Genomic DNA, 23959 nt, shown 5'->3' on the forward strand with positions numbered 1-23959 from the left:
CCCACGACTTCACGGCAAGGCTGCCGGCGGCCGTGCGCCTACTTCAGGCCCGGCTTGGCGCGCGGATAACTGCGGGTCGACAGCGCCGGAACCTTGTAGTCGACCTGGAAGTGGCAGGCCTCGCCATAGGTCTTCACGGCCTCGGCGCACCCGGCGGCCAGGGTCGCGGGGGTGGGCTTGGTCCCCTGCTCGATCCAGGCGGTCATGGCGCGCAGCAGGGCGGCGTATTCGGGCGTGGCGAGCTTGGAGTGCTCGTGTTCGTCGGTGAACGATTGGACCAGCAGGTCGCTCTTGCCAGCCTTGGCGACGGCGTCATGGAACACCTGTTCCAGTTCGACGAAAGCGGTCGGATCGTCGATGGCGTGCATCGTCAGGGTCGGAACCAGTAGCTTGCCGGTCAGGTCGCTGTCGTCGGCCAGCTTGCGCACGCCCTCGGGATCGGCCTTGAAGCGGATCACACCTTTGTTCAGCGCCGTGTCGTCGTCCGAGCCCTTGTAGGTCACGCCGATATTGGTGAAGGGGTTCTTGCCGTCCAGCCGCTTGTTGACCATGTCGGCGAAGGTGAAGGTCGCCCAGCCCAGGTGACTGCCCAGGGTGCGCTCGGGGATCTTCGTGACGGCCAGGATGTTGGTCAGGTTGCGCTGCTGCCGGGCGGTGCGCTGGCCGACCGGCAGGTCGACGCCGGTGCACGCGTTGACGCGCTCGTCCAGCGCCTTGTTGGTCAGCTTCGACCCAACTGGCTGACCCTGCCACAGCGGATACTGGGTCTCGCCCTTCTCCGGGTGGTTGCCGCAATAGTACTGGTAGACGGCCCGCAGGTCGGCGCGGAAGTCGTAGGCGCGCGTGCCGCCCGAGACCACGCCGCTGGTGAGGATGACGCCGTCATAGATCAGCTTGCCGTCGGCGTCCTTGCCGTAGAGCTCGGCGGTCTTGGCCGCGACATTGCCGCCCCAGGACTGGCCGTGCAGCACCGTGCGCTTGGGCCGGCCATAAGTCTCCCAGAACAGCTTGCGCAGGTTGTCGCTGTCCTCGGCGGCCGAGCGGACGCCGTAGCCTTCACGGCGATAGTTGGAGCCGGCCCAGGCGTAGCCCTCGGCGACGGTGACGGCGAAGCGCTGCAGATCCTCGATCGCGTCGTCGGGCTTGGGCTTCTTCAGGCGCGGCCCGCCATGGGCATGCAGGACGAGCGTTCCGTTCCAAGCCTTTGGAATAGCGATCCAATAGTAGGCGCCATTGATGTCCTGGCCAGCCATACATTTGGTCTCGGCCGGCAGACCATCGGGACAGGTCTTTGCGGCGGGCGCTTCGGCATGAGCGGCCGAGGCGGACATCGCCAGGCCGAAAGCCAGAGCGGCGCCCGAGAGCTTGGGGGACAGCTTCATCACCGGCGAAAACCTCGTCACGCAAATACGAAGGGAAGCCGGCCGCTCCATGGGAGGATGTTGGAGCGGCCGGGGGGCTCAGCCTCAGAACGACTTGCTGACGCTCATGTACCAGTAGCGGGCATAGGGATTGTAGAGCGAGCCGATGAAGCCCGACGACGACAGCGGCGGATCCTTGTCGAACAGGTTGCGCGCGCCGACCCGGATGCGGGTGTCGTTGGCCCAGCCCTTCCGCGCGAAGCGATACTGGGCATAGAGGTTGACCGTGGTCAGCGGCTCCACGCGCCAGGGCTCGCCCTTGGTCGACAGCAGGTCGGTGTCCAGCACCGCGCCGGTGTAGATCACCGAGGCGCCGATCTGAACCGGGCCGCCGCGCCAGGTGCCCGTGCCGCTCCACTTCCACTTCGGCTTGCCGTTGCGCTTCAGCAGGTCGCCCGGATCGGTCAGCGGCGTGGCCGGGTTGATCGTGCCGGCGGCGCGGGCGGCGAACAGGTCGGCGATCGGCGGGGCCAGTTCCTGCGAGAACTTGTCCATGTACGTGCCGTCGACATTGGCGCTGAAGCGACCCAGCTTGTCGGTGCGCAGCGTCCAGTTCAGGCCGAAGTCGATGCCGCTGACGGTCTGGGGCTGCAGGTTCTTGAACTGGTCGCGGATCTCAAGGATCTGGCCGACCGGGGTCAGGCCCGTGCCGTTGAAAAAGGCGATGTCGTCCACCGTCGGGGCGGCGCGGATGACGCTGGCGTTGGTCGTGCCCGTCAGGCGGAACAGATAGTCCTGCACGGCGGCGTTGGTCGAGCCCAGCGTGCCGACGATGCCCTGCTGCTTGATCTGCCAGCGATCGACAGTGACCGTGAAGCGGCCGAACCGCTCCGGAATGAAGGTCGGCTGCAGCACGACGCCCACCGAATAGCTCTCGCTCTCCTCGGCCTTCAGGTTCGGGTTGCCGGCCGTGGTGAAGCGGATGCCTACTCCGCGCGTGCAGGCGCTGAAGGTCGAGATGCGGCCGGCGCGCAGGTCGGCCTCGCAGCGGTAATAGTCGGTGACGGTGTTGGTCCGCGAATAGGCGAACGGATTGGTCGTCTCCAGGTTCGGGGCGCGGAAGCCCTTCTGCCAGGAGCCGCGGAAGCGGACGCCGTCGACCACGTCCCAGGCGAAGGCCACCTTCGGCTTCGCGACCGACCCGAAGTCGCTGTAGTTCTCGTAGCGGCCGGCCACCTGGAGATCGATGCGGCGGACCAGCGGGATATTCATCTCCGGCGAGACCAGCGGCAGGGCGAACTCGACGAAGGCCGAGCCGACATCGCGCGAGCCCTTGGTGCTGGGCGTATCATTGACGCCGGTGACGTTGCTGTTGCTGGTCGCGCCGGTGACCGGGTCGGTGAAGGGCGTACGGCCGTCCAGCTGTGGATCGCGGCGATCCCGCTGGGTCTCGTGACGGAACTCGACGCCGGCGGCGACGCCGACATCGCCCGACCAGATGGTCAGCAGGTCCGGCTTGGAGACCTTGAAGTCGGCCAGGGTCAGGGTGGTGGTCGAGTGGCGCTTCAGGCGGAAACGGATGGCGTCCAGCGCGGCCTTGGAGCTGGGCGTGCAGTCACGACCGCCCGTGCCGTCCAGGCAGCCGCCGTTGAACGGGTTGTAGGCGTCGGGGGTCGACAGGGTCAGCGAGGCGGCCAGCTTCTTGCTGTCGATGCCGTCGCTCTCGTCCTTGGCGTCGGCCTTCGAATAGAGCAGCGCCGAGTCCCAGGACCAGCCCCACCGCTCGCCCTTCAGCCCGCCCAGGAAGCGGGTCTGGTAGTTCTCGACCTCGACCTTGCTCGGGCCCAGGTCGTTGAAACGGTAGTTGGTGAAGGTCACCGGCAGGCCGGTGACCGGCACGTTGGTCAGGCCCGGCAAGCGGTTAGGATTGACCGTACCGTTGGCGAAGGTCACCGGGCCGAAGGGGTTCCAGTAGTTGCTGGCCGGCACGCCGATGGTCACCAGGCTGGTGCCCTGGGTCGTCAGGCCCTCGGACGTGGCGTGGTAGAAGCCGAGCTCGCCATAGGCCGTCAGGGTGTCGCTGATGTCGTAGTGGCCGTTCAAGAAGAGGTTCTGGCGCTCAATCTCCGGCTGGACCGTCGTCGCGTCGTTCTGCACCGCGTTGTAGCGATAGGCGTTTGCGGTGCTTCCGGTCGCCAGGTTGCCCGTGCCTAGGCACAGGCCGTTGCCGAGCTGGGTGGCGCAGCCGGCGATGGTGTTGGGCTGGACGTGGGTCGCGCCGGCGGCGGTGGTCAGGGCCGTCGTCCCTTGGCGGATGACGCCGGGGCCGCCGAACACCGTGAAGTTGGCGAACGAGTTCTGGTTGCCGCGATTGTCCGGCGCGGCGCTGGCGGCATAGTCCGGATAGCCGGCGAACAACGAGCGCAGGTCCTGGGTCGCGGTGTAGGGCCGGTCGCTGGGACGCTGGGCCGTGCGCCAGGTGAAGTTGCCGTTCAGCGAGATGTTGCCCCGGCCTTCGGCGAAGTTGCGGCCGGCGAAGATGTTGCTGGTGTATTCCTTGCGGTGCGTGCCCTCGGCCCAGCCGTACTGGGCGTCGACGGTCAGGCCGTCGAAGTCGCTTTGCAGCACCGTGTTGACCACCCCAGCCACGGCGTCAGCGCCGTAGATGGCGGCGGCGCCGTCGCGCAGCACCTCCAGGCGCTCGAGGTTCGAGGTCGGGATGGCGTTGGCGTTGTAGCCCAGCAACGGCACGGTGCCCGACGACTGGCTGGTCGGGTGCGAGACCAGACGGCGGCCGTTCAGCAGCACCAGGGTGTTGCCGACGCCCAGGCTGCGCAGGTTGATCGAATTGACGTCGCCGCGCGTCGAGTTGCTGGTCTGGGCCGCGTTGCTCGGATTGATGAAGACGTCGCCCATCGCCGGGATCGAGCGGAACAGGTCGTCGCCCGAGACCGCGCCGGTGGCGGCGATCTGATTGTTGTCCAGCACGGTCACCGGCAGGGCGGCCGTGGTCTTGGCGCCCTTGATCTGGCTGCCGACCACGACGATTTCTTCGACCTTGGTGTCGGCGGTTTCCTGGGCGGCGGCGGCGGTGGCGATCAGCAGGCTGGCCAGGGCCGCGCCTTGGACGAGGCGGCGGCGATAGCCGCGGAGGGTTTGGTGCGTCACGTTTAGCTCCCCAATTTTCTTGTTCTGACTAGGCTCTGGAATTCGATACGGCGCCTTAAGGACGCACGGGGTCCGGGATGGGACCGCCGGCGGCCGGCGGGTGTTTCTTCGGGTTCAGGGCCGACTTGAAGGCCGCGACGTCCAGGCCGCGCTCCCAGCGCGAGACGACGATCGCCGCCACCGCGTTGCCGGTGAAATTGGTCAGCGCTCGGCACTCGGACATGAAGCGGTCAACGCCCAGGATCAGGGCCATGCCGGCCACCGGAACGGAGGGGACCACCGACAGGGTCGCGGCCAGGGTGATGAAGCCCGCGCCGGTCACGCCCGCCGCGCCCTTCGAGCTCAGCATGGCCACACCCAGCAGCAGCGCCTGCTGCTCCCACGACAAATGAACGCCGGTGGCCTGGGCGATAAACAGCGCCGCCAGGGTCATGTAGATGTTGGTGCCGTCCAGATTGAACGAATAGCCCAGCGGGACGACGAGACCGACGACCGACTTCGGGCAACCGGCCTTTTCCAGCTTCTCGATCAGGCTGGGCAGCGCGGCTTCCGACGAACTGGTTCCCAGCACCAGCAGCAGTTCGGCCTTCAGATAGCGGATCAGGCTGAAGATCGAGAAGCCGTTGGCGATGCCCACCGCGCCCAGCACCACGATCACGAACAGCGCCGAGGTCAGGTAGAAGGTGCCAACCAGCATGGCCAGGTTCGCCACCGAGGCGATGCCGTACTTGCCGATCGTGAAGGCGAAGGCCCCGAAGGCGCCGATCGGGGCGGCCTTCATCACGATGTGCACGAACTTGAAGAAGGCCTGGGCGACCAGTTCCAGGAAGTCGACCACGGGCCGGGCCGGCTCGCCGACCAGGGTCAGCGACAGGCCGAACAGGATCGAGATCAGCAGCACCTGCAGGATCTCGCCCTCGGCGAAGGCGCCGACCACGGTGTCCGGGATGATGTGCATCAGGAAGCCGACAACGGTCTGGTCATGCGCCTTGGCGGCGTATTCGGCGACCTTGTCGGTCTTCAGGGTGGCCGGATCGATGTTCATGCCCGCGCCCGGCTGGACGACATTGGCGACGATCAGGCCGACGATCAGGGCCAGGGTCGAGAAGACCAGGAAATAGACCAACGCCTTGACGGCCACGCGGCCGACCTTCTCCAGGTCGCGCATGCCGGCGATGCCGGTCACGACAGTCAGGAAGATCACCGGGGCGATGACCATCTTCACCAGCTTGATGAAGGCGTCGCCCAGCGGCTTCAGCGATTGGCCCATCTCCGGATAGTAGTGGCCGATGGCGCCGCCCAGGACGATGGCGAGCAGCACCTGGAAATAGAGGTGCTGGAAGAACGGCTTGGATCGCTCGGGAGTTCGCGCGGGCGCGGCCGGTTGGATCGTCTTCACTGTCGCCTCTCGGACCGGCCTGTTGGCCGCGTTTCCACCCCGCGCCCCTTTGCCAGGACGCCTGGATAGACGATCCTTTCAGGCGGAAGTCCGCGCAAGCGGCATGAAGAAAAGCCACAAGACATTGTTTTTATTTGATATTTTACCTTCGAAGGCGAGACGGCCCGCTTCGCTGACTGCGAAAATCCTCACACCAAATCCGGCATTTGTGCGAGAATCCACACAAACCCTGGAAGCCCGTCGATGACGACCTTGCGGTCGCCGAATCTCGCCGACCCGATCGCCCTTCGCTGGGCGGCCTATTTCGCGGTGAGCGTGATCATCCTGGCGGCCGTCGTCGGCTTCGCGGGCGCGGTCGCCGAACGGCGCACCGAGGCCGACCTGGCGCGTCAGGCCCAGACCTCCGCCACCCTGCACGCGGCCGTGCTGCGCAGTGAACTGGCCAAGCACCGCTCGCTGCCCTTCGTGCTGGCCCAGGACCCGGATGTCGCCGAGACCCTGCGCTCGGCGGAGCCGCGCGGCATCGACGCCCTGAACCGCAAGCTGGAAACCCTGAGCGGCGGCACGCGCGCGGCGGTGATCTATGTGCTGAACGCCAAGGGCATGACCATCGCCGCCAGCAACTGGCGTGAACCGACCAGCTTCGTCGGCTCCGACTACAGCTTCCGCCCCTATTTCAAGGAAGCCAGCGCCAACGGCGTCGCCGAACTGTTTGCGCTGGGCACGGTCAGCCGCAGGCCAGGCCTGTTCATGTCCCGCCGCGTCGAAGGGCGCGAGGGCATGCTGGGCGTCGTGGTCGTGAAGGTGGAATTCGAGGCGCTGGAGGCCGAGTGGTCGTCCGCCGAACCCGCTTTCGTCGCCGACCCGCGCGGCGTGATCCTGGTGACCTCCATCCCGGCCTGGCGGTTCTCGACCCTCACGCGCCTGCCCCGCGCCGAGCAGGAACAACTGCGCACCGAGCACCGCTTCGGAGACGCCCCGTTCTCGGTGCTGAAGGCCACGCCCGCGCCCGTGGCCGGCCGGCCGCCGGTCCTGACCACGGCGGCGGCGGACGATGATACGCGCTTCATGGCCGCCAGCGCCGACCTGGGGGCCGCCGGCTGGACGGTCTTCACGTTCACGCCGGTGGGCGAAACCTTGCGGACCGCCGTCGCCGGAGCGCGAGCCATCGCCCTGCTGGTCGGTCTGGTCGTTTGCGGCGCCGCCTTCGCCATCCTGCGCTGGCGGGGTCAGGCCAGCCTCCGCTCCGCCCGCCAGGAGGCAGCCCGGTTGAAGCTGGAGGCTCGCGTCGCCGAGCGTACCGCGGAGCTTAGAGAGACCAACCAGCGCCTGATCGTCGAGATCGAGGAACGCCGCCGCGCCGAGGCCCACGCCCACCGGATGCAGGATGAGCTGGTCCAGTCGAACAAGCTGGCCACCCTGGGCCAGATCGCCGCCGGCGTGGCGCACGAAATCAACCAGCCGGTCGCCGCCATTCGCGCCTATGCGGACAACGCCGCCGCCTTCCTGGATCGCGCCGACGACAAGACCGCCAGGGCCAATCTCGGCCTGATCGCCGGCCTGACCGAGCGTATCGGCCTGATCACCGACGAACTGCGCGCCTTCGCCCGCAAGTCCAGCGCGCCCGCCGCGCCGGTGACCGTGCGCGACGCCATCGATGGCGCCCTGCTGCTGGTCGGCCCACGCGTGCGTCAGCAGAACGTCCGGGTGATCCGCGACGAGGCCGACGAGGCCGCCCGCGTGATGGCTGAGCGCTTCCGGCTGGAGCAGGTGCTGGTCAATCTGCTGCAGAACGCCCTGGAAGCGCTGGAGGACACGCCCGATCCGGAGATCCGCGTCGAGGTCGTGGTCAAGCGCGCGCAGGTGCGGATCAGGGTCGCCGACAACGGTCCCGGTGTCGCCCCCGAGGCGGCCAAGAGCCTGTTCACGCCCTTCGCGACCACCAAGCCGCGCGGGCTCGGCCTCGGCCTGGTGATCAGCCGCGACATCGTCGCCGAGTTCGGCGGTGAGCTTTCCCTGGAGCCCGCTCCTGGCGGCGCCCGCTTCGTCATGTCCCTCCCCAAGGCGCGTATCTGATGTTTGCTCCCGTCAACCAAGTGGCCTTCATCGACGATGACGACGTGCTGCGCGACGCCAATGTCCAGACCCTGCATTTGGCCGGGTTCGAGGTCTTGGCCTTCGCCGCGGCCGAGGCTGCGTTGGCCGCCCTGCCCGCCGGATTCCCAGGCGTGGTGGTCAGCGACATCCGCATGCCGGGTCTGGACGGCCGCCAATTGTTTCGTCGCCTCAAGGCCCAGGACGAGGATCTGCCGGTCATCCTGATCACCGGTCATGCCGACGTCTCCGAGGCGGTCGAGGCCATGCACGACGGCGTCTACGACTTCGTGGCCAAGCCCTACGCCCCGGACCGCCTGGTCAGCAGCGTCCGGCGGGCGATGGAGAAGCGTCGGCTGGTGCTGGAGAACCGCACCCTGCGCACCCTGGCCGTCGAGGCCCAGAGCGACTGGCCGCTGATCGGCCAGACGGCGGTCATGGAGCGATTGCGCGCCACGCTAAGACAGCTGGCGAACGCCGATGTCGACGTACTGCTGGAGGGCGAGACCGGAGTCGGCAAGGAGCTGGCCGCCCGCGCCCTGCACGCCTGGGGCCGCCGCCGCGATCGAGAGTTCGTGGCCGTCGACTGCGCCGCCCTGCCCGCCGTCGCCTTGGACAGCGAGCTGTTCGGCCACGAGCTGGGCGCGTTCAGCGGCGCGGTGCGCCAGCGGGCCGGCCGCATCCAGCAAGCCGATCGCGGCACCCTGTTCCTCGACGAGATCGAGACCCTGGCCCCCGAGGCGCAGGGCAAGTTCCTGCGGGTGCTGGAAGAGCGCGAGATCACGCCGATGGGCTCGAACCGCGCCCAGACCCTGGACCTGCGCATCGTCGCGGCCGCCAAGTCGGACCTGTCGGACGCCGTCGCCGCCGGAGCCTTCCGCGAGGACCTGTTTCACCGCCTGGACGTCGTGCGCATCCGCATCCCGCCGCTGCGCGAGCGCCGCGAAGACGTGCCGTTGCTGTTCGCCCACTTCCTGGCCCGAGCCCGCGAACGGCTGGAGGGCGAGCCGCCCAAGATCGACGACAAGATCCGCTGGCGTCTCTACAACCACGACTGGCCCGGCAATGTCCGCGAACTCAGCCACTACGCCCAGCGGGTGGCGTTAGGCCTGGCGGACCAGGGCGGCGATCCGCAGGCGGATCCGCCGCCGCCCCTGCCGGCGCGCGTCGCCACCTACGAGGCGCACCTGATCGAGGAAGCCCTTACGGCCGGCGAAGGCGACGTCCGCAAGGCGCTGGAGGTCCTGCGCATTCCGCGCAAGACCTTCTACGACAAGATCGAGCGCCACGGCATCGATCTGGCCCGGCACCGCAAGCGATCGCGCTAGCCGTCCCTATCGGCAGGGTTGGCCGTAGACCAGCGGCCGGCAGACGCCATCGATATCGGCCGGCGGCTTGATCCCCGTGGCGGCGGCGAGGGTTGGGGCGATGTCGACCGTGTCCAGCGGCAGCACCCGCTCGTGCGGCGTCGCGCCCTTCCACCAGAACAGGATCGGCACGCGCCGGTCGTAGTCCCAGGGGCTGCCGTGGGTCGAGACATAGGTCGCGCCCGCCGTGGCCGGCACGCGGTTGGGCTTGAAGGCGATCAGTATATCCCCGACCCGGCCCGGATAGACGCTGCGACGCACGCGCTCGGCCACCGACAGTTCCTCGATCGCGGCGTCGGCCGGCGCCGGCGCCAGGGTCAGAATGGCGTTGGAGTCGAAGGCCTCGGCCACGGCCGGATCCCGCTGGATCAAGGCCAGGGCCGCGGCCGTGATGCGAGCGCGGTCGGTGATCGAGGGCGCCTTGCGATCCGGTCCGACGACGTAGATCTGGTCTATGCCGCCGTCGGCGATCAGCGGATCCCACGACAGGTCGAGATCCTTGCGCAGTTGGGCGTTCAGCCCGGCGACCCACGGCTTGCCGATCACGCGCTCGCTGTCATAGCCCTCGTCATGCAGGCGCTCGGCGAAGTCGGCTCCGCCGTGGTCGGCGGCCAGCACGACCAGGACCCCGCCCTTGACCTTGTCCAGGCTCTTGAGGAACGCGCCCAGGCGGTCGTCGAGACGGGCGATCTGATCGCACATCTCCGGACCGCGCGTGCCAAAGCGGTGGCCGATGAAGTCGGTGGCCGACAGGCTGACGGTCAGCACGTCGACCTGCGGGCCGTCACCCAAGCCATACGTCTCGCGCAGGGTCTGGGCCAGTTCCAGGGTCACCTGGTCCGTATAGGGGCTGGCGTAGAGATCGCGCTGCTGGCCGGCCTCGTCGGGCGCGACCGGAATCGGCAGGGCCGCGCGCCACTTGCGACCGCCGGTCTCGTAGTCAGCCTCCAGCGCCTGGCAGCGCTTGGCCGAGCCGCCGATCAGCTTCTTGTCGTAGTCCCAGACGTAAGGATGCTTCTTCAGGTCCGCCGCCAGCCTGGCGTTGAAGGCGGCGACGGGCTTCAAGCGTTCTTCCGCCGTCTGGCCCTGGGCGACCCAGGTCGTGAAGCCGAAACCCGGCTGGTACCAGAACTGGCCGTCGGCCTGGTGGCCCGACATGGTGATCGCCCCGCGATCCTTGCCCGACACGCCAAACACCCGGCTCTTCGGCGACACGGCCTTCAGCCAATCGCCATAGGTGGTGGCGACCAGATTGGCCGGCGACACCGCCCGCCCCTTCGGATCGTCGGCCGGCGTCGCGCTGGGATCGGCCAGGCAGTAGACCGTCTTGCCGGTGGCGAGGTCGTACCAGTCATTGGCGCTGATGCCGGTCTTGTTCGGATGCTTGCCCGTCAGCAGGGTCGAGTGGCCCGGGCAGGTCTCGGTGAAGGCGTGCGACTGGTAGCCGTTCGGATAGACGACGCCGCCGCTCAGCGTCTTCAGCCCACCGGTGAACTCCGGCCGGTGCTGGGCGTAGAGGTTGGCGCTGAACTGGTCGATCGAGATGACCACGACCAGCTTCGGATCCGGCTTGGCCGAGATCGTGGACGCGTGGGCGGTCAAGCCGGTCGACATGGCGGCGGCGAACAGGCCGCAGGTAAGCATCTTGTTCATTCGAAGCGATTTCGCCCGAACCGCCCATCCGCGCAAGGATTGAAACGATCCGGGCGACTCTCATCTCATCCTTGCGTGAGATCCGGGCGTGAGCCCCGACGCTCCGCCAGCCAAACATAGAAGCTCGGCAGCACCAGCAGGGTCAGCACGGTCGAGGTCAGCAGGCCGCCAACCACCACGGTGGCGAGGGGCTTCTGGACCTCTGCCCCGGGGCCGATGGCCAGGGCCATCGGAATGAACCCCAGAATGGCCACCAGCGCCGTGGTCAACACCGCCCGCAGGCGTCCGACCGTCCCGTCTATCACGGCGGCGGCGATGTCGGTCGCGCCCACCATCCGCTGCTTGATGCTCTGCATCAGCACGAGTCCGTTCAGCGTCGCCACGCCCGAGACGGCGATGAAGCCGACCGCCGCCGAGATCGAGAACGGCATCCCCCGCAGCAACAGCGCCAGCGCGCCGCCGACCAGGGCCAGGGGCACGCAGCCGAAGACCAGCGCCGCCTCCGTCGCCGAGCCAAGGGCGAAGAACAGCAGCACGGCGATGACCAGGAACACGGCCGGCACGATGATCGCCAGTCGCGCGCTGGCCCGCTCCAGGTTCTGGAACTGACCGCCCCATTCGAGCCAGGAGCCGGGTGTTGGCCTGACCTCACGCGCCACGGCGACCTGGGCGTCGGCGACGAAGCCGCCCAGGTCGCGGCCCCGGACATTGGCCTGGACCACGATCCGCCGCTTGCCGTTCTCGCGACTGACCTGATTGGGGCCCTCGGCGGTGTCGAAGCGGGCGATGCTGGACAGCGGGATGGCCGTCGCGCCTTCTCCGCTCTCCGATACGACCGGCAACTGGCCCATCACGGCCGGATCGGCGCGCGAGGCGTCGTCCAGGCGCACGACCACGTCGAAGCGGCGGTCGCCCTCCAGGATATGGCCGGCCTCGCGACCGCCGAGGCCGATCTCGAGAGCGTCGGCCGCGTCGCTGGCGTGGACGCCCAAGGCGGCGGCGGCCGTACGGTCGACACTGGCGGTGATGGTCGGTTGGCCGGAGATCTGCTCGACCTTCACATCCGCAGCGCCGGGGACCTTGCGCAGCGTCGCCGCGATCTGGTCGGCGGTCCGGCTCATGGCGGCGAAGTCGTCGCCATAGACCTTCACCGCCACGTCCGATCGCACGCCGGCGATCAGCTCGTTGAAGCGCATCTGGATCGGTTGAGTGAACTCGTAGGCATTGCCGATCAGCTTGCTAAGGTCGCCCTCCATCCGCTCGACCAGCTTGGCCTTGGACAGGCCGGGATCCGGCCAGTCCTTGCGCGGCTTCAGGATCACGAAGGTGTCCGAGGCGCTGGGCGGCATCGGGTCGGAGGCGATCTCGGCGGTGCCGGTGCGGGTGAAGACCAGGGCGACCTCGGGCTGGGCCGAGAGCACCTTCTCGACCTCGAACTGCATGGCCTGGCTCTCCTCAAGCGAGATCGAGGGGACGCGACTGGCCTGGACCAGCAGATCGCCTTCATCGAGCGTCGGGGCGAACTCCCGACCAAGGGCGAAGAAGGCGATGACACCGAGCGCCAGCGCCAAGACCGCGCCGCCGGCCACCGCCTTCGGACGCGCCACGGCCGCGCGCAGCACCGGCTCGAAGCGCGTGCGGATGGCGGCCATGGCCTTGGTCTCGCCGTGACCTTTCGGTTCGCGCACCGCCAGGGCGGTCAGGGCCGGGACCAGGGTCAGGGACAGCACGAAGGCGCCAGCCAGCGCGAACATCACCGTGGCGGCCATCGGCGTGAACATCTTGCCCTCGACGCCCTCGAAGGTCAGCAGCGGAGCGTAGACCAGCAGGATGATCGCCTGACCGAAGGCGGCGGGCCGCGCCATCTCCTTGGCCGCGTCGATGGCGATCGACAGGCGCTCGGCGGCGGTCAGAGCGCGCCCCTCGACGTCCCGGCGTTGCGCCAGCCGTCCCAGCGTGTTCTCGATCACCACCACGGCGCCGTCGACGATCAGGCCGAAGTCCAGCGCCCCAAGGCTCATCAGATTGCCGCTGATCCCGAACCGCCGCATGGCGATGGCGGCGATCAGGAACGAAAGCGGGATGACCAGCGCCGTGATCAAGGCGGCGCGGAAGTTGCCCAGGGCCAGGAACAGCACCGCGATGACCAGCAGGGCCCCGACCGTCAGGTTGTGCTCGACCGTGCGGATCGTGGCGTCGACCAGCCGGGTGCGGTCCAGCACGGGCTTGATGATCACTTCTGGCGGCAGGCTGGGCGCTATGGCCTTCAAACGCTCGTCGACGCGGGCGGCGACGGTGCGGCTGTTCTCGCCGACCAGCATCAGGGCCGTGCCGATCACCACCTCACGGCCGTTCTCGCTGGCCGAGCCCAGGCGCGGGGCATGACCGATGGCGACCGTGGCGACGTCCGAGACCTTGACGACCGCGCCGCCGCGACGGCCGATCGGGGTGTCGGCCAGTTCGGCCAGGCTCTTCACCCGCGCATCGGTGCGGACGATATAGGCCTCGCCGCCGCGCTGGACGTAGCCAGCCCCGGCGATGCGGTTGGCGTGCTCCAGAGCCTCGACCAGTTGTGGCAGACTGATCCCGCGCGCGGCCAGCTTGGCCGGATCGGGATGGACCGCGTACTCCTTGACGTAACCACCCAGCACGTCGACGCCCGCGACGCCGTTCAGGGTCTTCAACTGCGGCGCGACGATCCAGTCCTGGACAGTGCGCAGATAGGTGGCCTTCTCGACGTCGGTCCGCAGGGTCTCGCCCTCGGGCGTGACATAGGAGACCCCGGATCGCGCCGGCGCGCCCTTGAATTCGACGGTCCAGATATAGACCTCGCCCAGACCGGTGACGGGCGGTCCCATGCTGGGCTCCAGACCGTCAGGCAGGTTGGCGCGGGCGGCCTGCAGGCGCTCGTTGATCAGGGTGCGGGCGAAATAGAGGTCGGTGCTGTCGGTGAACACGGCGGTGATCTGCGAGAAACCGTGCCGCGACAGCGAGCGGGTCTCGACCAGGCCCGGCGTTCCGGCCAAGGCCGTCTCGAGAGGGAAGGTCACCTGCCGCTCGACCTCCTCGGGGCCGAGGGCCGGCGCGATGGTGTTGATCTGCACTTGGCGGTTGGTGATGTCGGGCACGGCGTCGATCGGCAGGCGCGACAGCTGCTGCAGGCCGAACGCGAACAGCGCCACGGCCAGCAGAACGACGATCCAGCGGAAGCGGACCGAAAGGTCGATGAGGCGGTTCAGCATGATCAGTCCTCGTGCCCCGCTTCACCCTTGCCCAGTTCGGCCTTCAGGCGGAAAGCGCCCTTGCCGGCAAGGGTCTCGCCACCGGTGAGGCCTTTCAGGATCTCGACCGAACCGGCGGCGGTCCGGCCGGTCACGACCGGCGTGGCGCGGAAGCCCTTGGGCTCGGCGACGAACACCACGGCGCGTCCCTCCAGGGTCTGGACCGCCTCGGCCGGGACCGTCAGGCCGCCCTGCCCCTTGGCGAGGATCACCCGGGCCGAGACGATCGCGCCGATCTGCGGCGCGGGCGTGGTCGGCTTAGCCCGCACGACCGCCGCGCCAGCGCCGAGCGCGCTGGGGGCGACGGCGACGATGCGCGCGCTGGCTTCCCCGCCTTCCGGCCGCTGGACCAGGATCGCATCGCCGACATGGATGGCGCCGGCCGAGGCCGGCGGCGCGTCGAAGACGTACTCGACCTGCCCCTGGTCGGCGATCTCGGCGACGAGGCCGCCTTGGGTCAGAAAGCCGCCGACGCGCGCGTCGACCCGGGTGACTATCCCGGCGATCGGGGCGCGCAGGGTCGCGAGGCCGCCGGCGCGGGGCGCGCCCTGGGCGGCGACCTGGGCGCGGGCGGCGCGCAGTTCGGCCTGGGCCTTGTCTGCGGCGGCCTGACTGACTTCCCAGTCCTGCCGGGCGACGACCCCGGCCTCCAGCAGGCGAAGGTCACGAGCCGCGGCGGCCTGGGCGGCGCGCGCCCCGGCGTCGGCGGCGTCAACGCTGGCCCGCGCGCCGGCTCCCTCCGCGCTGCGTAGGGTGGCGACCGCCGCGCCGGCGGCCACGCGATCACCGGCGGCGACGTGGACGCGCTCGACCGTCCCCGACACCGGAGCGCCGAGGGCGGCCGAGGCGTTGACGGCCAGGGCGACCCGACCGGGCAGAACCAGCTCGGAGCCGCCGCCGCGTCCGACCGTGGTGGTCAGCACACCGGCCTTGAAGGCGTCGGCGGCGGACAGCGCCACGAAGTCTTCCTCGTGCGGCGCTTCCCCCTTCTCTTCGTGAACCGGAGGTCGCGCCGGCGCCGGGTCGGTCAGGCGACCAAGGCCAAAGCCCAGGCCGGCGGTGGTCACCAGCGCGGCAGCCGCGCCGGCCAGGATCCATTTGCGGTCGTTCATTGGATGTCCCCGAAAGCGATCTGTCCGTTGGCCTGGGCGAGGTCCGCCATAGCCTTGGCGCGCGTCAGCCGCGCCTCGACGTTGCGTTGGCGCGCGGCGACGAGGTCGCGACGCGCGGAAAGGAGTTCGAGCAGCGGCAGCTTGCCGGCCTCGTAGCCCAGGCGAGCCAGACGATAGGCCTCGCGGGCGGCGGCCTCGCCTTCACGGGCGGCGGCGGCGGAGCGTTCGGCCGCCGCCGCCTCGCCCTCGGCGCCGCGGCGGTCGGCGATCGCCTCGGCCTGGGCCATGAGCAGTCTGGCACGCGCCGCGTCGGCCTCGGCCCGCGCCGCGTTCACCGCGCCTCGGTTGCGGTCGAACAGCGGCAAGGGCAGCGAGAAGCCGGCGACGGCGGCCGTGAAGTCCTCGCCGGCCAGGCGTCGAACGCCGAAATTGACGGTGACGTCGGGCGTGGCGCGGCGGTGTTCCAGGTCGAGCTTTCGCGTCGCGACCCGCTGTTCGGCCTCGGCGACGGCGACCGTCGGCGCTTGAGCCGCGACGGCGGAGGCGCGCCAGGCATGGTCCAACGCGCCGGGCGTCACGGCGGTGAAGGTCCGCTCGCCGCCGGTCAAGGCCGCCAGCCGGGCCAGCGCTCCACCCGATTCCGCCTCGGCCCGCGAGACCTCGGCCTGCGCGACCGAGACCGCCGCGCGCGCCTGCAAGGCGCGTAGTTCGGCTTCCTTGCCGTTGTCGACCAACAACCGCGCCGCCCGGGCGTCGGCCTCGGCCAGCTCATGGCTCTCCCTGGCGACGACCAGCCGTTCGCTCGCGGCCTCCGCGGTCGCATAGGCCACGACCAGGTCGCGGGCGTAGGCGACACGGCCTAGGACAGCGCGCGATCGTGCTGTGTCGAGCTCGGCCTTGGCCGTGGCCACCCGCGCGCCGCGCTTGCCGCCCAGCTCCAGGGTCTGGCCGATCGACAAGGTCGTCTCGGCGCTCTGGAAGTCGCGGTAAGATCCGTCGCCTCCAACGTTTTCGACCTGCAGGTCCAGCGTCGGATTGGGCCGGGCGTAGGCCTGTTGGGCGCGCCCCTCGGCGGCGCGCGTTTCGGCCTCACCGACAATCAGATAGGGCGCGGCGGCCTCGCGCAGCAGGGTTTCCAGGGGCGGCGCGGTCTGGGCCGCCGCCACGCTATGGAACACGCCGCAAGCGGCGAACGCCAAGGCCGCGCGCAGCGGCCATCGGTTCGATGACATGAAGATTCCTCGCGATGACATGACGACGGCGCGCTAAAGCGCGCGGGCCGTCAGCCGCGAGGTGGGCGATCGAGAGCGGAGACCGTCAGCGACGGCAAGGCGTGGACCGGCATGATGGCGTGACGGGCGCCCGTGAGGGCCGGCGCGGCGACGCTCGAAACGGGCGCGTCGAGCGCGGGACCGGCGTGATGGCAGTGCCCTCCCAGGCAACAGGCCGCCTTGCACGGCGCGCTGTCCTGTCCGTGGTCGGCCTGGATCGCTTGGCCGGCGGTCATCGCGGCCCCGTCCGCCGCGCAGAGGCAAGCCGCGGCGCTGGTCATCGGCGCTGCCACGAGCAGTGACAGGACACAGGCGGCCAGAAGGCCTCCCAGGTTCCGCCACCATGTCGCCTTGCGCCGCATGACCGCTCTCATAGCGTCGAGGCGCGACTTTGAGAACGCGTTACATAATCACAGTTCAGACCGCCTTGGCGTGACGGTCGGCCGCCTTGGGTAGGCGCGCGTCGAAGGCGGCGGCGACCACGCGCATCAGGCGTCGCGCCGTCTCCGGAATCGAGATCACCGCGCCGTCACGGCGGCAAAGTCCGGCCAAGGCCAGGGCGTCGACGGCGTCGAGACTCTCGGCCAGCAGATCGCTGGACATCTCCTGATCCCGGCAGATCGCCTCGACGTCGACGGAGAGGTCGCACATCAGCCGTTCGATCACGAGCGCGCGCAGGCGATCCTCGTCGCCCACGGCCAAGGCGCGGTTCAGCGGCAGCTCGCCCTGGGCGATCCGGGCCGCCCATTGGTCGCTCGGCACGTGGTTCTGGACGAAGCCCTCGCGGAACTGACCGATCGACGACGGCCCAATGGGAATGAGCACCGCCGCCGCGTCGTCGGTGTAGCCCTGGAAGTTGCGCCGCATCCGTCCCTCCGCCGCCGCGTGGCTAAGCGCGTCGTCAGGCAAGGCGTAGTGGTCGAGGCCGATCCGCACGTAGCCGGCCTCGACCAGGGCCGCGTCGGCCGCCTCGGCCTGCAGCCAGCGTCCATCGAGATCGGCGAGGTCGGCCTCGCGGATCATCGTCTGGTGCTTCTTCATCCACGGCACATGGGCATAGCCGAACACGGCGATCCGGTCGGGCCGCAGGGCGACCGCCTCTCGGGCGGAGGCGTGGACATTGTCGGGCGTCTGGCCGGGCAGACCGTACATCAGGTCGAAGTTCACGCCGCCGACACCCGCGCCGCGCAACCCCTCGACCGCCCGTGCGACTTGCTCATAGGGCTGGACACGGTTGACCAAGGTCTGGACATTCGGATCGAAGGTCTGGACGCCCAGGCTGACGCGGGTCACGCCAGCCTCGCCGACCGCCGCGATGAAGTCTTGCGACAACATGCCAGGATCGAGCTCCGCGGCGATCTCGGCGCCGGGCCGCAGGCGGAAGGCGCGCGCCAGTCGGGCCGTCACGTCGACGAAATCGGCCGGTCGCAGCGCGTTGGGGCTGCCGCCGCCGAAGTGCAGGTGCGCCAGGCCGTCGTGCTCGCCCAGTCGACCGGCGACCAGATCGATCTCGCGCCGGAGTACGTCGAGATAGGTTCCCACACGATCGTAGGTCGGAGCGATCGAGGTGTGGCAGCCGCAGTACCAGCACAGGCGGCGGCAGAACGGCACGTGGACATAGACCGACAGCCGGTCATCCGGCCGTGTCGCCCCATACCAGCCCTCGGCCTCGCTCGCATGGGCGCTGTCGAAGGCCAGGGCCGTCGGATAGCTGGTGTAGCGCGGCAGGTTGCGCTCGGCGTGCGGGCGTTGGGCGGCGGGCAGGATCGTGGCGGTCATGGGCGGGCGTCCTCGGGGACCGGAAAATCAATGGCTTTGAAGCGGCGACGCTCGCGCTCCGCCTGGCCCGGGTGGGCGGCGTCGAAGGGGGCGTGATTGTCGATCGAGTTGTCGGCGGCCGCTAGCAAGGCAAGGTCGCCGGGCCGCCGCAGGGTGACGATGGGACCGTCGACCTCGACACCCAGCGGCGCCAGGCTGGCGAAGCCGCGCGACAGGTTCTCGGGCGTCATGCCCAGCAGCGAGGCCAGCACCCGCTTGCGGCTAGGCAAAGTCAGTCGGGTCGCGCCGTCCTGGCGCCTGTGCTGGGTCAGCAGATAGTTGGCCAGGCGCTCCCGCGTACCGCGCAGCCGCTGGTTCTTCAGGGCGCGAACGACGCCGCTGTAGCAACCGGAAAGCTCCTCGGAGACCGCGAAGGCCAGGGCGGGATCGGTTCGGGCGGCCAGGCGCAGCGCCGCGCCGGGGATCAGCAACACCTCGCTGCGCGGGGCGGCCCAGGCCGTCACCAAGGCCGGCACGTCCAGCACCACCGAGGCCAACATCACGGTGGACAACGGTTCCAGCAGGGCCAGGGTCGCGCCCTGCCCTTCCCGTCCGCTCTCCAGAGCGACCGAGCCCTCCATAAGGATCGGAAGCCAGGGGCTGACCTCGCCCTCGAGCGTCAAGGCGGTGCGGCGCGAAACGCTTCGCAGCACGGCGTCGTGTGTCAGCTGGGCGAAGCTGTCGGCGGAGGCGGCGTCCAACAAGGGCAGCTTGCGGACACGAAGCAGGTCGGCGGTGTCGAGGGACATGCGGGCCCTTCCACAATGAAGTGAACCCGTCTTGCCGCGTTCGACGACCGCGAACCTTGATCGGCGTCAATCCTCCGCCGGCGGCTTGTCGTCGAGATGGTCGTAGAGGATGCGGGCGGCGTCGCCCTTGGGGTCGTCGTACTGGCCCGAGCGCATGGTCCAGAAGAAGGCCAGCAGGCCGATGGCGCCGAGCCCGATCGACGCGGGGGCCAGGAACAGGATGATGTTCATCGGCGGGGCCATCTCAAACGAGGCCTGGCGGCGTTCAGCAACACCACGATCGACGAGCCCGACATGGCCAGGGCCGCGATGAACGGATTGACCAGGCCCGCCATCGCGGCGGGCATGGCCACGACATTATAGATGGCCGAGAAGCCGAAATTCTGCAGCGCCCGACGGCGGGCCGACCGGGCGGTGTCGATCGCCTCGGGCACCGCGCCGAGGGCCTCGCCGGTGAAGACCAGGTCCGCCGCGTTCTGGGCGGCGTCTACCGCCGCGCCGGGGGCCATCGAAGCGTGCGCCCGAGCCAGGGCGGCGGCGTCGTTGAGGCCGTCGCCGACCATCAGCACCTTGCGGCCCTGCGCCTTGAGACCGTCCACGATCGCGGCCTTGTCGAAAGGCGTCAGGCCCGCGCGCCAGTCCGCGACGCCGACAGCGTGAGCGATCTCGCGCACCGGGCCCGCGAGATCGCCCGACAGAACCTCGACCGACAAGCCCATTCGGCGAAGTCGCGCGATGGCCTCGGACGCGTCGGCGCGCGGCTGGTCCTCGAACACGAAACGGATCTTCAGGTCGCCTTCGAATCCGAACCACAGCTCGGTCTCGCGCGCGTCGCCGTCCTTGACGCCAACGAAAGCCGCGCGACCCAGGCGCGCACGGCGGCCGTCGATCAAACCCTCGACGCCCTGCCCGGCCGTCTCGACGCAATCGGCGGCGACAGGGCCGGCGCCGGCTTGCGCGGCCAAGGCCTTGGCCAGGGGGTGGCGCGAGGCGCGGGCCAGGGGCGCGGCCAGGGCGACCAGATGGGCCGGCGCGTCGACAAGACGGGGGCAGCCTTCGGTCAGCACACCGGTCTTGTCGAAGATGACGTGATCGACCTCGGCCAGGCGCTCCAGGGCCGCGCCGGACTTGACCAGCACGCCCCTGCGGAAGAGGCGGCTGCTGGCGGCGATCTGCACCGCCGGGGCGGCCAATCCCAGGGCGCAGGGGCAGGTGACGATCAGCACCGCCGCCGCCCGCAGCAGCGCCTCGCGCGGACCCAGGCCCAGAGCCCAGCCGCCGACGAAGGTCGCGGCCGCGACGGTGTGGACGACCGGCACGTACAGCGCGGCGGCCTTGTCGGCCAGGCGGACATAGGCCGAGCGGGTCTGGGCGCCGGCCTCCATCAGCCGGGCGATGGCGGCCAGGGTGGAGTCCTCGCTGCGCGCCGTGGCGGTCATGACCAGGCGGCCGGAGAGATTCAGCGCGCCGGCGTGCAGTCGCGCCCCGACCGTGACGGGCGCCAGGGCCGTCTCGCCGGTGATCAGGGCGTTGTCGATCTCCGAGCGGCCGGCCTCGACCAGGCCGTCGACGGGCACGCGATCACCAGGGGCCACGACCAGCCGGTCCCCGACGACGATCTCGGCGACGGGCACGCCGTGCTCGGCCTCGCCCGACAGGCGCACAGCCACCGGGGCTTGCAGGGCCAAAAGGTCGCGCGCCGCCGAGCGGGCGTTGGCGCGCAGGCGGTGATCCAGGTAGCGCCCGATCAGCAGCAGGAACAGCAGGGTGACGGCGGCGTCGAAATAGGCGTGCTGGCCGTGCAGCATGGTCTCGGAGAAGCTGACGATCAGGGTCAGGATCACGCCGATCGAGATCGGCACGTCCATGTTCGCCTTGCCGCGCTTCAACGACGCCCAGGCCGAGCGGAAGAACGGCCGTCCCGCGAACAGGGCGCAGGGCGTGGCGACGATCGCGGCCATCCAGTACATCAGGGTCAGAGTCGCCGGCGTCAGCTCCTGGCCGAACAGGCCCGCCCAGGCCGGGACCGTGAACATCATCACATTGCCAGCCCCGAAGCCGGCGACGCCCAGCGCGACGGCCAGTTCGCGGCCCTCGCGATCGATCGCGGCGACAGCCTCGGCCGGATCGAACAGGCAGGCGCGGTAGCCCAGGCCCTCGACCGTCTCGACGACGCGCTCCGGATGCGCCTCGCGCCCGGTGAGTTCGACGGCCAGCTTGCCCGTCGTCAGGTTCAGGCGGACGCCGGCGACGCCCGGCAGGCCGGCGACAGCGGTCTCGATCTTGCGGATGCAGGCGGCGCAGCGAGCGCCGCTGACCAGCAGTTCAAGCCGCCCTCGCCCCGCCTCGTCGCGGCGAACGAAGGCTTCCAGATCGCGATCCACGGTCAGGCTGGCGTTCATTTGACGGGCTCCAGCAGACGCGTTTCCAGCTCGAAGACGTCGCGGCTGTTGCGCGCCGTGGCCCGCAGGTCCCAGGCGCCGTCGAGCCGCGCGCGGGTCTGATAGCGGCCGTCGCCCAGCGGCTTGAAGTCCAGGGTCTGGCGCCCGACCTCGGTGGCGGGACGCTCTAGGACGCCGGTCATGGAAAGGCGGTCCAGCGGCGCGCCGGTCTTGTCGACGAGACGCACCACGACCGTGCCGCCGTCGGCCTTCTCGACCGAGGCGGTCCAACCCAAAGCCGCCTCGCGCTGGCGCTGGGCCAGCGTCTTGTTGAAGGCCAGGCCCGCCTCGTAGGGGTTGGAGGCGACCTCGCCCGAGAAGGTGCCGTAGGCCTTGATCATGAACAGCGTGTCGACGCCGATCACTACGGCGAAGAACGCCACGACGGCGATCAGGACATGCCAGCCGGTGATGGGCTTGGCGGTCTTGGACTGGACGATCTCGGGGGACGAGGCGGCGGTCATTGCGGGTTCGCGGCTCCGGAGAGGAAGACGGTCTTGGCGTCGGCCTGGACGTCGCCGGCGCGGGCGATGAAGCGGACCGGCGTGCTGGCCGCGAGCTCGGCTTCGGGCGGCGCGGTGACGAAGACCCGCACCGAAGCGACTTGGTCCGCCGGCACGGTGACGCTGACGGCGCCCGGGGCGCCCGGCTGGTTGAGGCGCGCGCCGGTCACGCCGTCGAACGCGATCTCGAACCGGCGGTCGAAGAAGGTCCGGTTGGTGATCTTCAGCGTATAGCCGTCCCGCACCGCGCCGTCATGCATACGCACGAAGATCGGGTTGCGGTCGCGGATGACGTGGAGGTCGGCCTTGGGCCGGCCGATCAACGCGCCCAGCGTCAGGCCGCCGACCACGGTCAGGGCCAGGGCGTAGTAGATGGTCCGCGAACGCACGGGCTTGTAGGTCGACTTGCGCCCGCAGGCGCGGGCGGCGACGGCCGCGTCGGTGTCATAGGCGATGAGACCCGTGGGCCGGGCCAGCTTGGTCATGACCTCGTCGCACGCGTCGACGCAAAGGCCGCAGTTGATGCACTCCAACTGGCTGCCGTCGCGGATGTCGATGCCCATCGGGCAGACCACGACGCACTGGTGACAGTCGATGCAGTCGCCGCGCCCCGCCCAGTCCTGGCCCTTCTTGTGCGCGCCGCGCGGCTCGCCGCGATCACGCAGATAGGTCACCTGCAGCGAGTGCTGGTCCAGCATGGCGCCCTGGATGCGCGGCCACGGGCACATATAGGTGCAGACCTGCTCGCGCATCCAGCCGGCGAAGACATAGGTGGTCACCGTCAGCAAGGCGCAGGAGACATAGGCCGTGGCCGGGGCCTGGCCGATCCAGAAGGTGCGGATCAGGGTCGGAGCGTCATGGAAATAGAAGATCCACGCCCCACCGGTGCCGAAGGCGATGCCAAGCCAGGTCAGGTGCTTGCCCGCCTTGCGCCAGAGCTTGTCGAAGGACATCGGCGCGGCGTCCAGGCGCATGCGGGCGTTGCGGTCGCCCTCGAACAGGCGCTCGACGACGATGAAGAGGTCGGTCCAGACGGTCTGGGGGCAAGTATAGCCGCACCACAGTCGGCCAAACAGCGCGGTGACCAGGAACAGGGCCAGGGCGCCGGCGACCATCAGCCCCGTGATGATATGGACGTCCTGCGGCCACAGCTGGATGTCGAAGAAGTAGAAGCGGCCGCCCGTGAAGTCGACCAGCGCGGCCTGCTGCGGGAAGCCTTCGGGTCGACGCCAGCGGATCCATGGGGTGACGTAGTAGATCGACAGGGTGGCGATGAGCAGCGCCCACTTCACCCTGCGCCACGTCCCGTGGACCAGCTTGGGATAGATCGGCTCGCGCGGCTTGTAGAGGCCGCTGCCCTTGGGCGCGCCCTTGTCCTTGGCCCGTGCGGCGGCTGAGACCGCCGTCCGGTTTTCGGTTTTGGGTTTGGTGTTGTCGATGAGGGTTGGCATGGCCGGTTATTGTCCGGCGGCGTTGGCGTGGACGTAGACGGCGATGGCCTTGATGGTCTCGGGGCTGAGACGTCCGGCCCAGGTGGGCATGACGCCGCCGTTGCCGGCGAAGATCTGGCCGCGGATGGCGGCGCGGTCGGCGCCGTAGAGCCATTCGCTGTCGGTCAGGTTGGGGGCGCCGAGGGTCTGGTCGCCCTTGCCTTCCAGGCCGTGACAGGCCACGCACTGGGTGTCGAAGACCGGCTTGGCGCGGGCGATGGCCCCGGCGTCGGCCGGACGGTTCGACAGGTG

17 protein-coding genes are annotated in these 23959 nt (G+C 69.5%); 2 read left to right on the forward strand and 15 right to left on the reverse strand.

The genetic code is table 11. The features are described 5' to 3' along the window. Positions 1–38: 38 nt before the first annotated feature. The 3 genes from AC1RNC_RS08940 to AC1RNC_RS08950 all read right to left on the reverse strand — a co-directional run bounded on the left by AC1RNC_RS08940 (position 39) and on the right by AC1RNC_RS08950 (position 5919). Positions 39–1382 carry an alpha/beta hydrolase family protein gene (locus AC1RNC_RS08940; RefSeq protein WP_492885453.1) on the reverse strand — a complete coding sequence of 448 codons (1344 nt, stop codon included), beginning with the start codon at positions 1380–1382 and terminating at the stop codon, positions 39–41. An 84-nt stretch (positions 1383–1466) separates the two neighbouring features. Then, positions 1467–4529, reverse strand: a complete 3063-nt coding sequence (locus AC1RNC_RS08945; RefSeq protein ID WP_492885455.1) for a TonB-dependent receptor domain-containing protein — start codon at positions 4527–4529, stop codon at positions 1467–1469. 55 nt (positions 4530–4584) lie between these two features. Then, a complete protein-coding gene (locus AC1RNC_RS08950) occupies positions 4585–5919 on the reverse strand; it encodes a dicarboxylate/amino acid:cation symporter (RefSeq protein WP_492839388.1) in 1335 nt (444 codons plus the stop codon). Between the two features lie 252 nt (positions 5920–6171). On the opposite strand from AC1RNC_RS08950, the gene AC1RNC_RS08955 reads away from it, so the two are divergent. After that, the gene (locus tag AC1RNC_RS08955; RefSeq protein ID WP_492885457.1) at positions 6172–8004 is read left to right on the forward strand and encodes a sensor histidine kinase; all 1833 of its coding nucleotides are present in this window, start codon (positions 6172–6174) and stop codon (positions 8002–8004) included. Continuing rightward, complete coding sequence (locus AC1RNC_RS08960; protein ID WP_492885459.1) at positions 8004–9350, forward strand: sigma-54-dependent transcriptional regulator; 1347 nt, start codon at positions 8004–8006, stop codon at positions 9348–9350. Before AC1RNC_RS08955 ends, AC1RNC_RS08960 begins: the two co-directional genes overlap by 1 nt. Before the next feature lie 6 nt (positions 9351–9356). Here the strand turns inward: AC1RNC_RS08960 and phoY are convergent, their stop codons facing one another. The 12 genes from phoY to AC1RNC_RS09020 all read right to left on the reverse strand — a co-directional run. Continuing rightward, a complete protein-coding gene (gene phoY, locus AC1RNC_RS08965; RefSeq protein ID WP_492885527.1) occupies positions 9357–11018 on the reverse strand; it encodes an alkaline phosphatase PhoY in 1662 nt (553 codons plus the stop codon). Between the two features lie 89 nt (positions 11019–11107). After that, positions 11108–14284, reverse strand: a complete 3177-nt coding sequence (locus AC1RNC_RS08970; RefSeq protein ID WP_492885461.1) for an efflux RND transporter permease subunit — start codon at positions 14282–14284, stop codon at positions 11108–11110. Positions 14285–14286: 2 nt separating this feature from the next. Next, entirely contained in the window at positions 14287–15435 is a 1149-nt protein-coding gene (locus AC1RNC_RS08975; protein WP_492885463.1) for an efflux RND transporter periplasmic adaptor subunit, read from the reverse strand. Beyond that, positions 15432–16667 (reverse strand): TolC family protein, encoded by a 1236-nt coding sequence (locus AC1RNC_RS08980; protein WP_492885465.1) that lies wholly within the window; start codon positions 16665–16667, stop codon positions 15432–15434. The genes AC1RNC_RS08975 and AC1RNC_RS08980 overlap by 4 nt, the downstream gene beginning before the upstream one ends. Positions 16668–16717: 50 nt before the next feature. Then, positions 16718–17068 carry a hypothetical protein gene (locus AC1RNC_RS08985; protein WP_492885467.1) on the reverse strand — a complete coding sequence of 117 codons (351 nt, stop codon included), beginning with the start codon at positions 17066–17068 and terminating at the stop codon, positions 16718–16720. A 55-nt stretch (positions 17069–17123) separates the two neighbouring features. Continuing rightward, on the reverse strand, positions 17124–18485 hold the full coding sequence (hemN, locus tag AC1RNC_RS08990; RefSeq protein WP_492885469.1) for an oxygen-independent coproporphyrinogen III oxidase: 1362 nt from the start codon (positions 18483–18485) through the stop codon (positions 17124–17126). After that, positions 18482–19273, reverse strand: coding sequence for a transcriptional activator FtrB (ftrB, locus tag AC1RNC_RS08995; RefSeq protein WP_492885471.1), 792 nt, complete (start codon positions 19271–19273; stop codon positions 18482–18484). Before ftrB ends, hemN begins: the two co-directional genes overlap by 4 nt. Positions 19274–19339: 66 nt before the next feature. Beyond that, on the reverse strand, positions 19340–19504 hold the full coding sequence (ccoS, locus tag AC1RNC_RS09000; RefSeq protein WP_492839374.1) for a cbb3-type cytochrome oxidase assembly protein CcoS: 165 nt from the start codon (positions 19502–19504) through the stop codon (positions 19340–19342). Next, on the reverse strand, positions 19501–21675 hold the full coding sequence (locus AC1RNC_RS09005) for a heavy metal translocating P-type ATPase (RefSeq protein ID WP_492885474.1): 2175 nt from the start codon (positions 21673–21675) through the stop codon (positions 19501–19503). The genes ccoS and AC1RNC_RS09005 overlap by 4 nt, the downstream gene beginning before the upstream one ends. Continuing rightward, positions 21672–22178 carry a FixH family protein gene (locus AC1RNC_RS09010; protein WP_492885476.1) on the reverse strand — a complete coding sequence of 169 codons (507 nt, stop codon included), beginning with the start codon at positions 22176–22178 and terminating at the stop codon, positions 21672–21674. Before AC1RNC_RS09010 ends, AC1RNC_RS09005 begins: the two co-directional genes overlap by 4 nt. Further along, positions 22175–23668, reverse strand: coding sequence for a cytochrome c oxidase accessory protein CcoG (gene ccoG, locus AC1RNC_RS09015; protein WP_492885478.1), 1494 nt, complete (start codon positions 23666–23668; stop codon positions 22175–22177). Before ccoG ends, AC1RNC_RS09010 begins: the two co-directional genes overlap by 4 nt. Before the next feature lie 6 nt (positions 23669–23674). After that, positions 23675–23959, reverse strand: a 285-nt coding sequence (locus AC1RNC_RS09020) for a c-type cytochrome (RefSeq protein WP_492885480.1), incomplete at its 5' end; no start/stop codon positions are given.

The organism is Caulobacter sp. GW822-FHT01G02 (genome assembly GCF_058802865.1).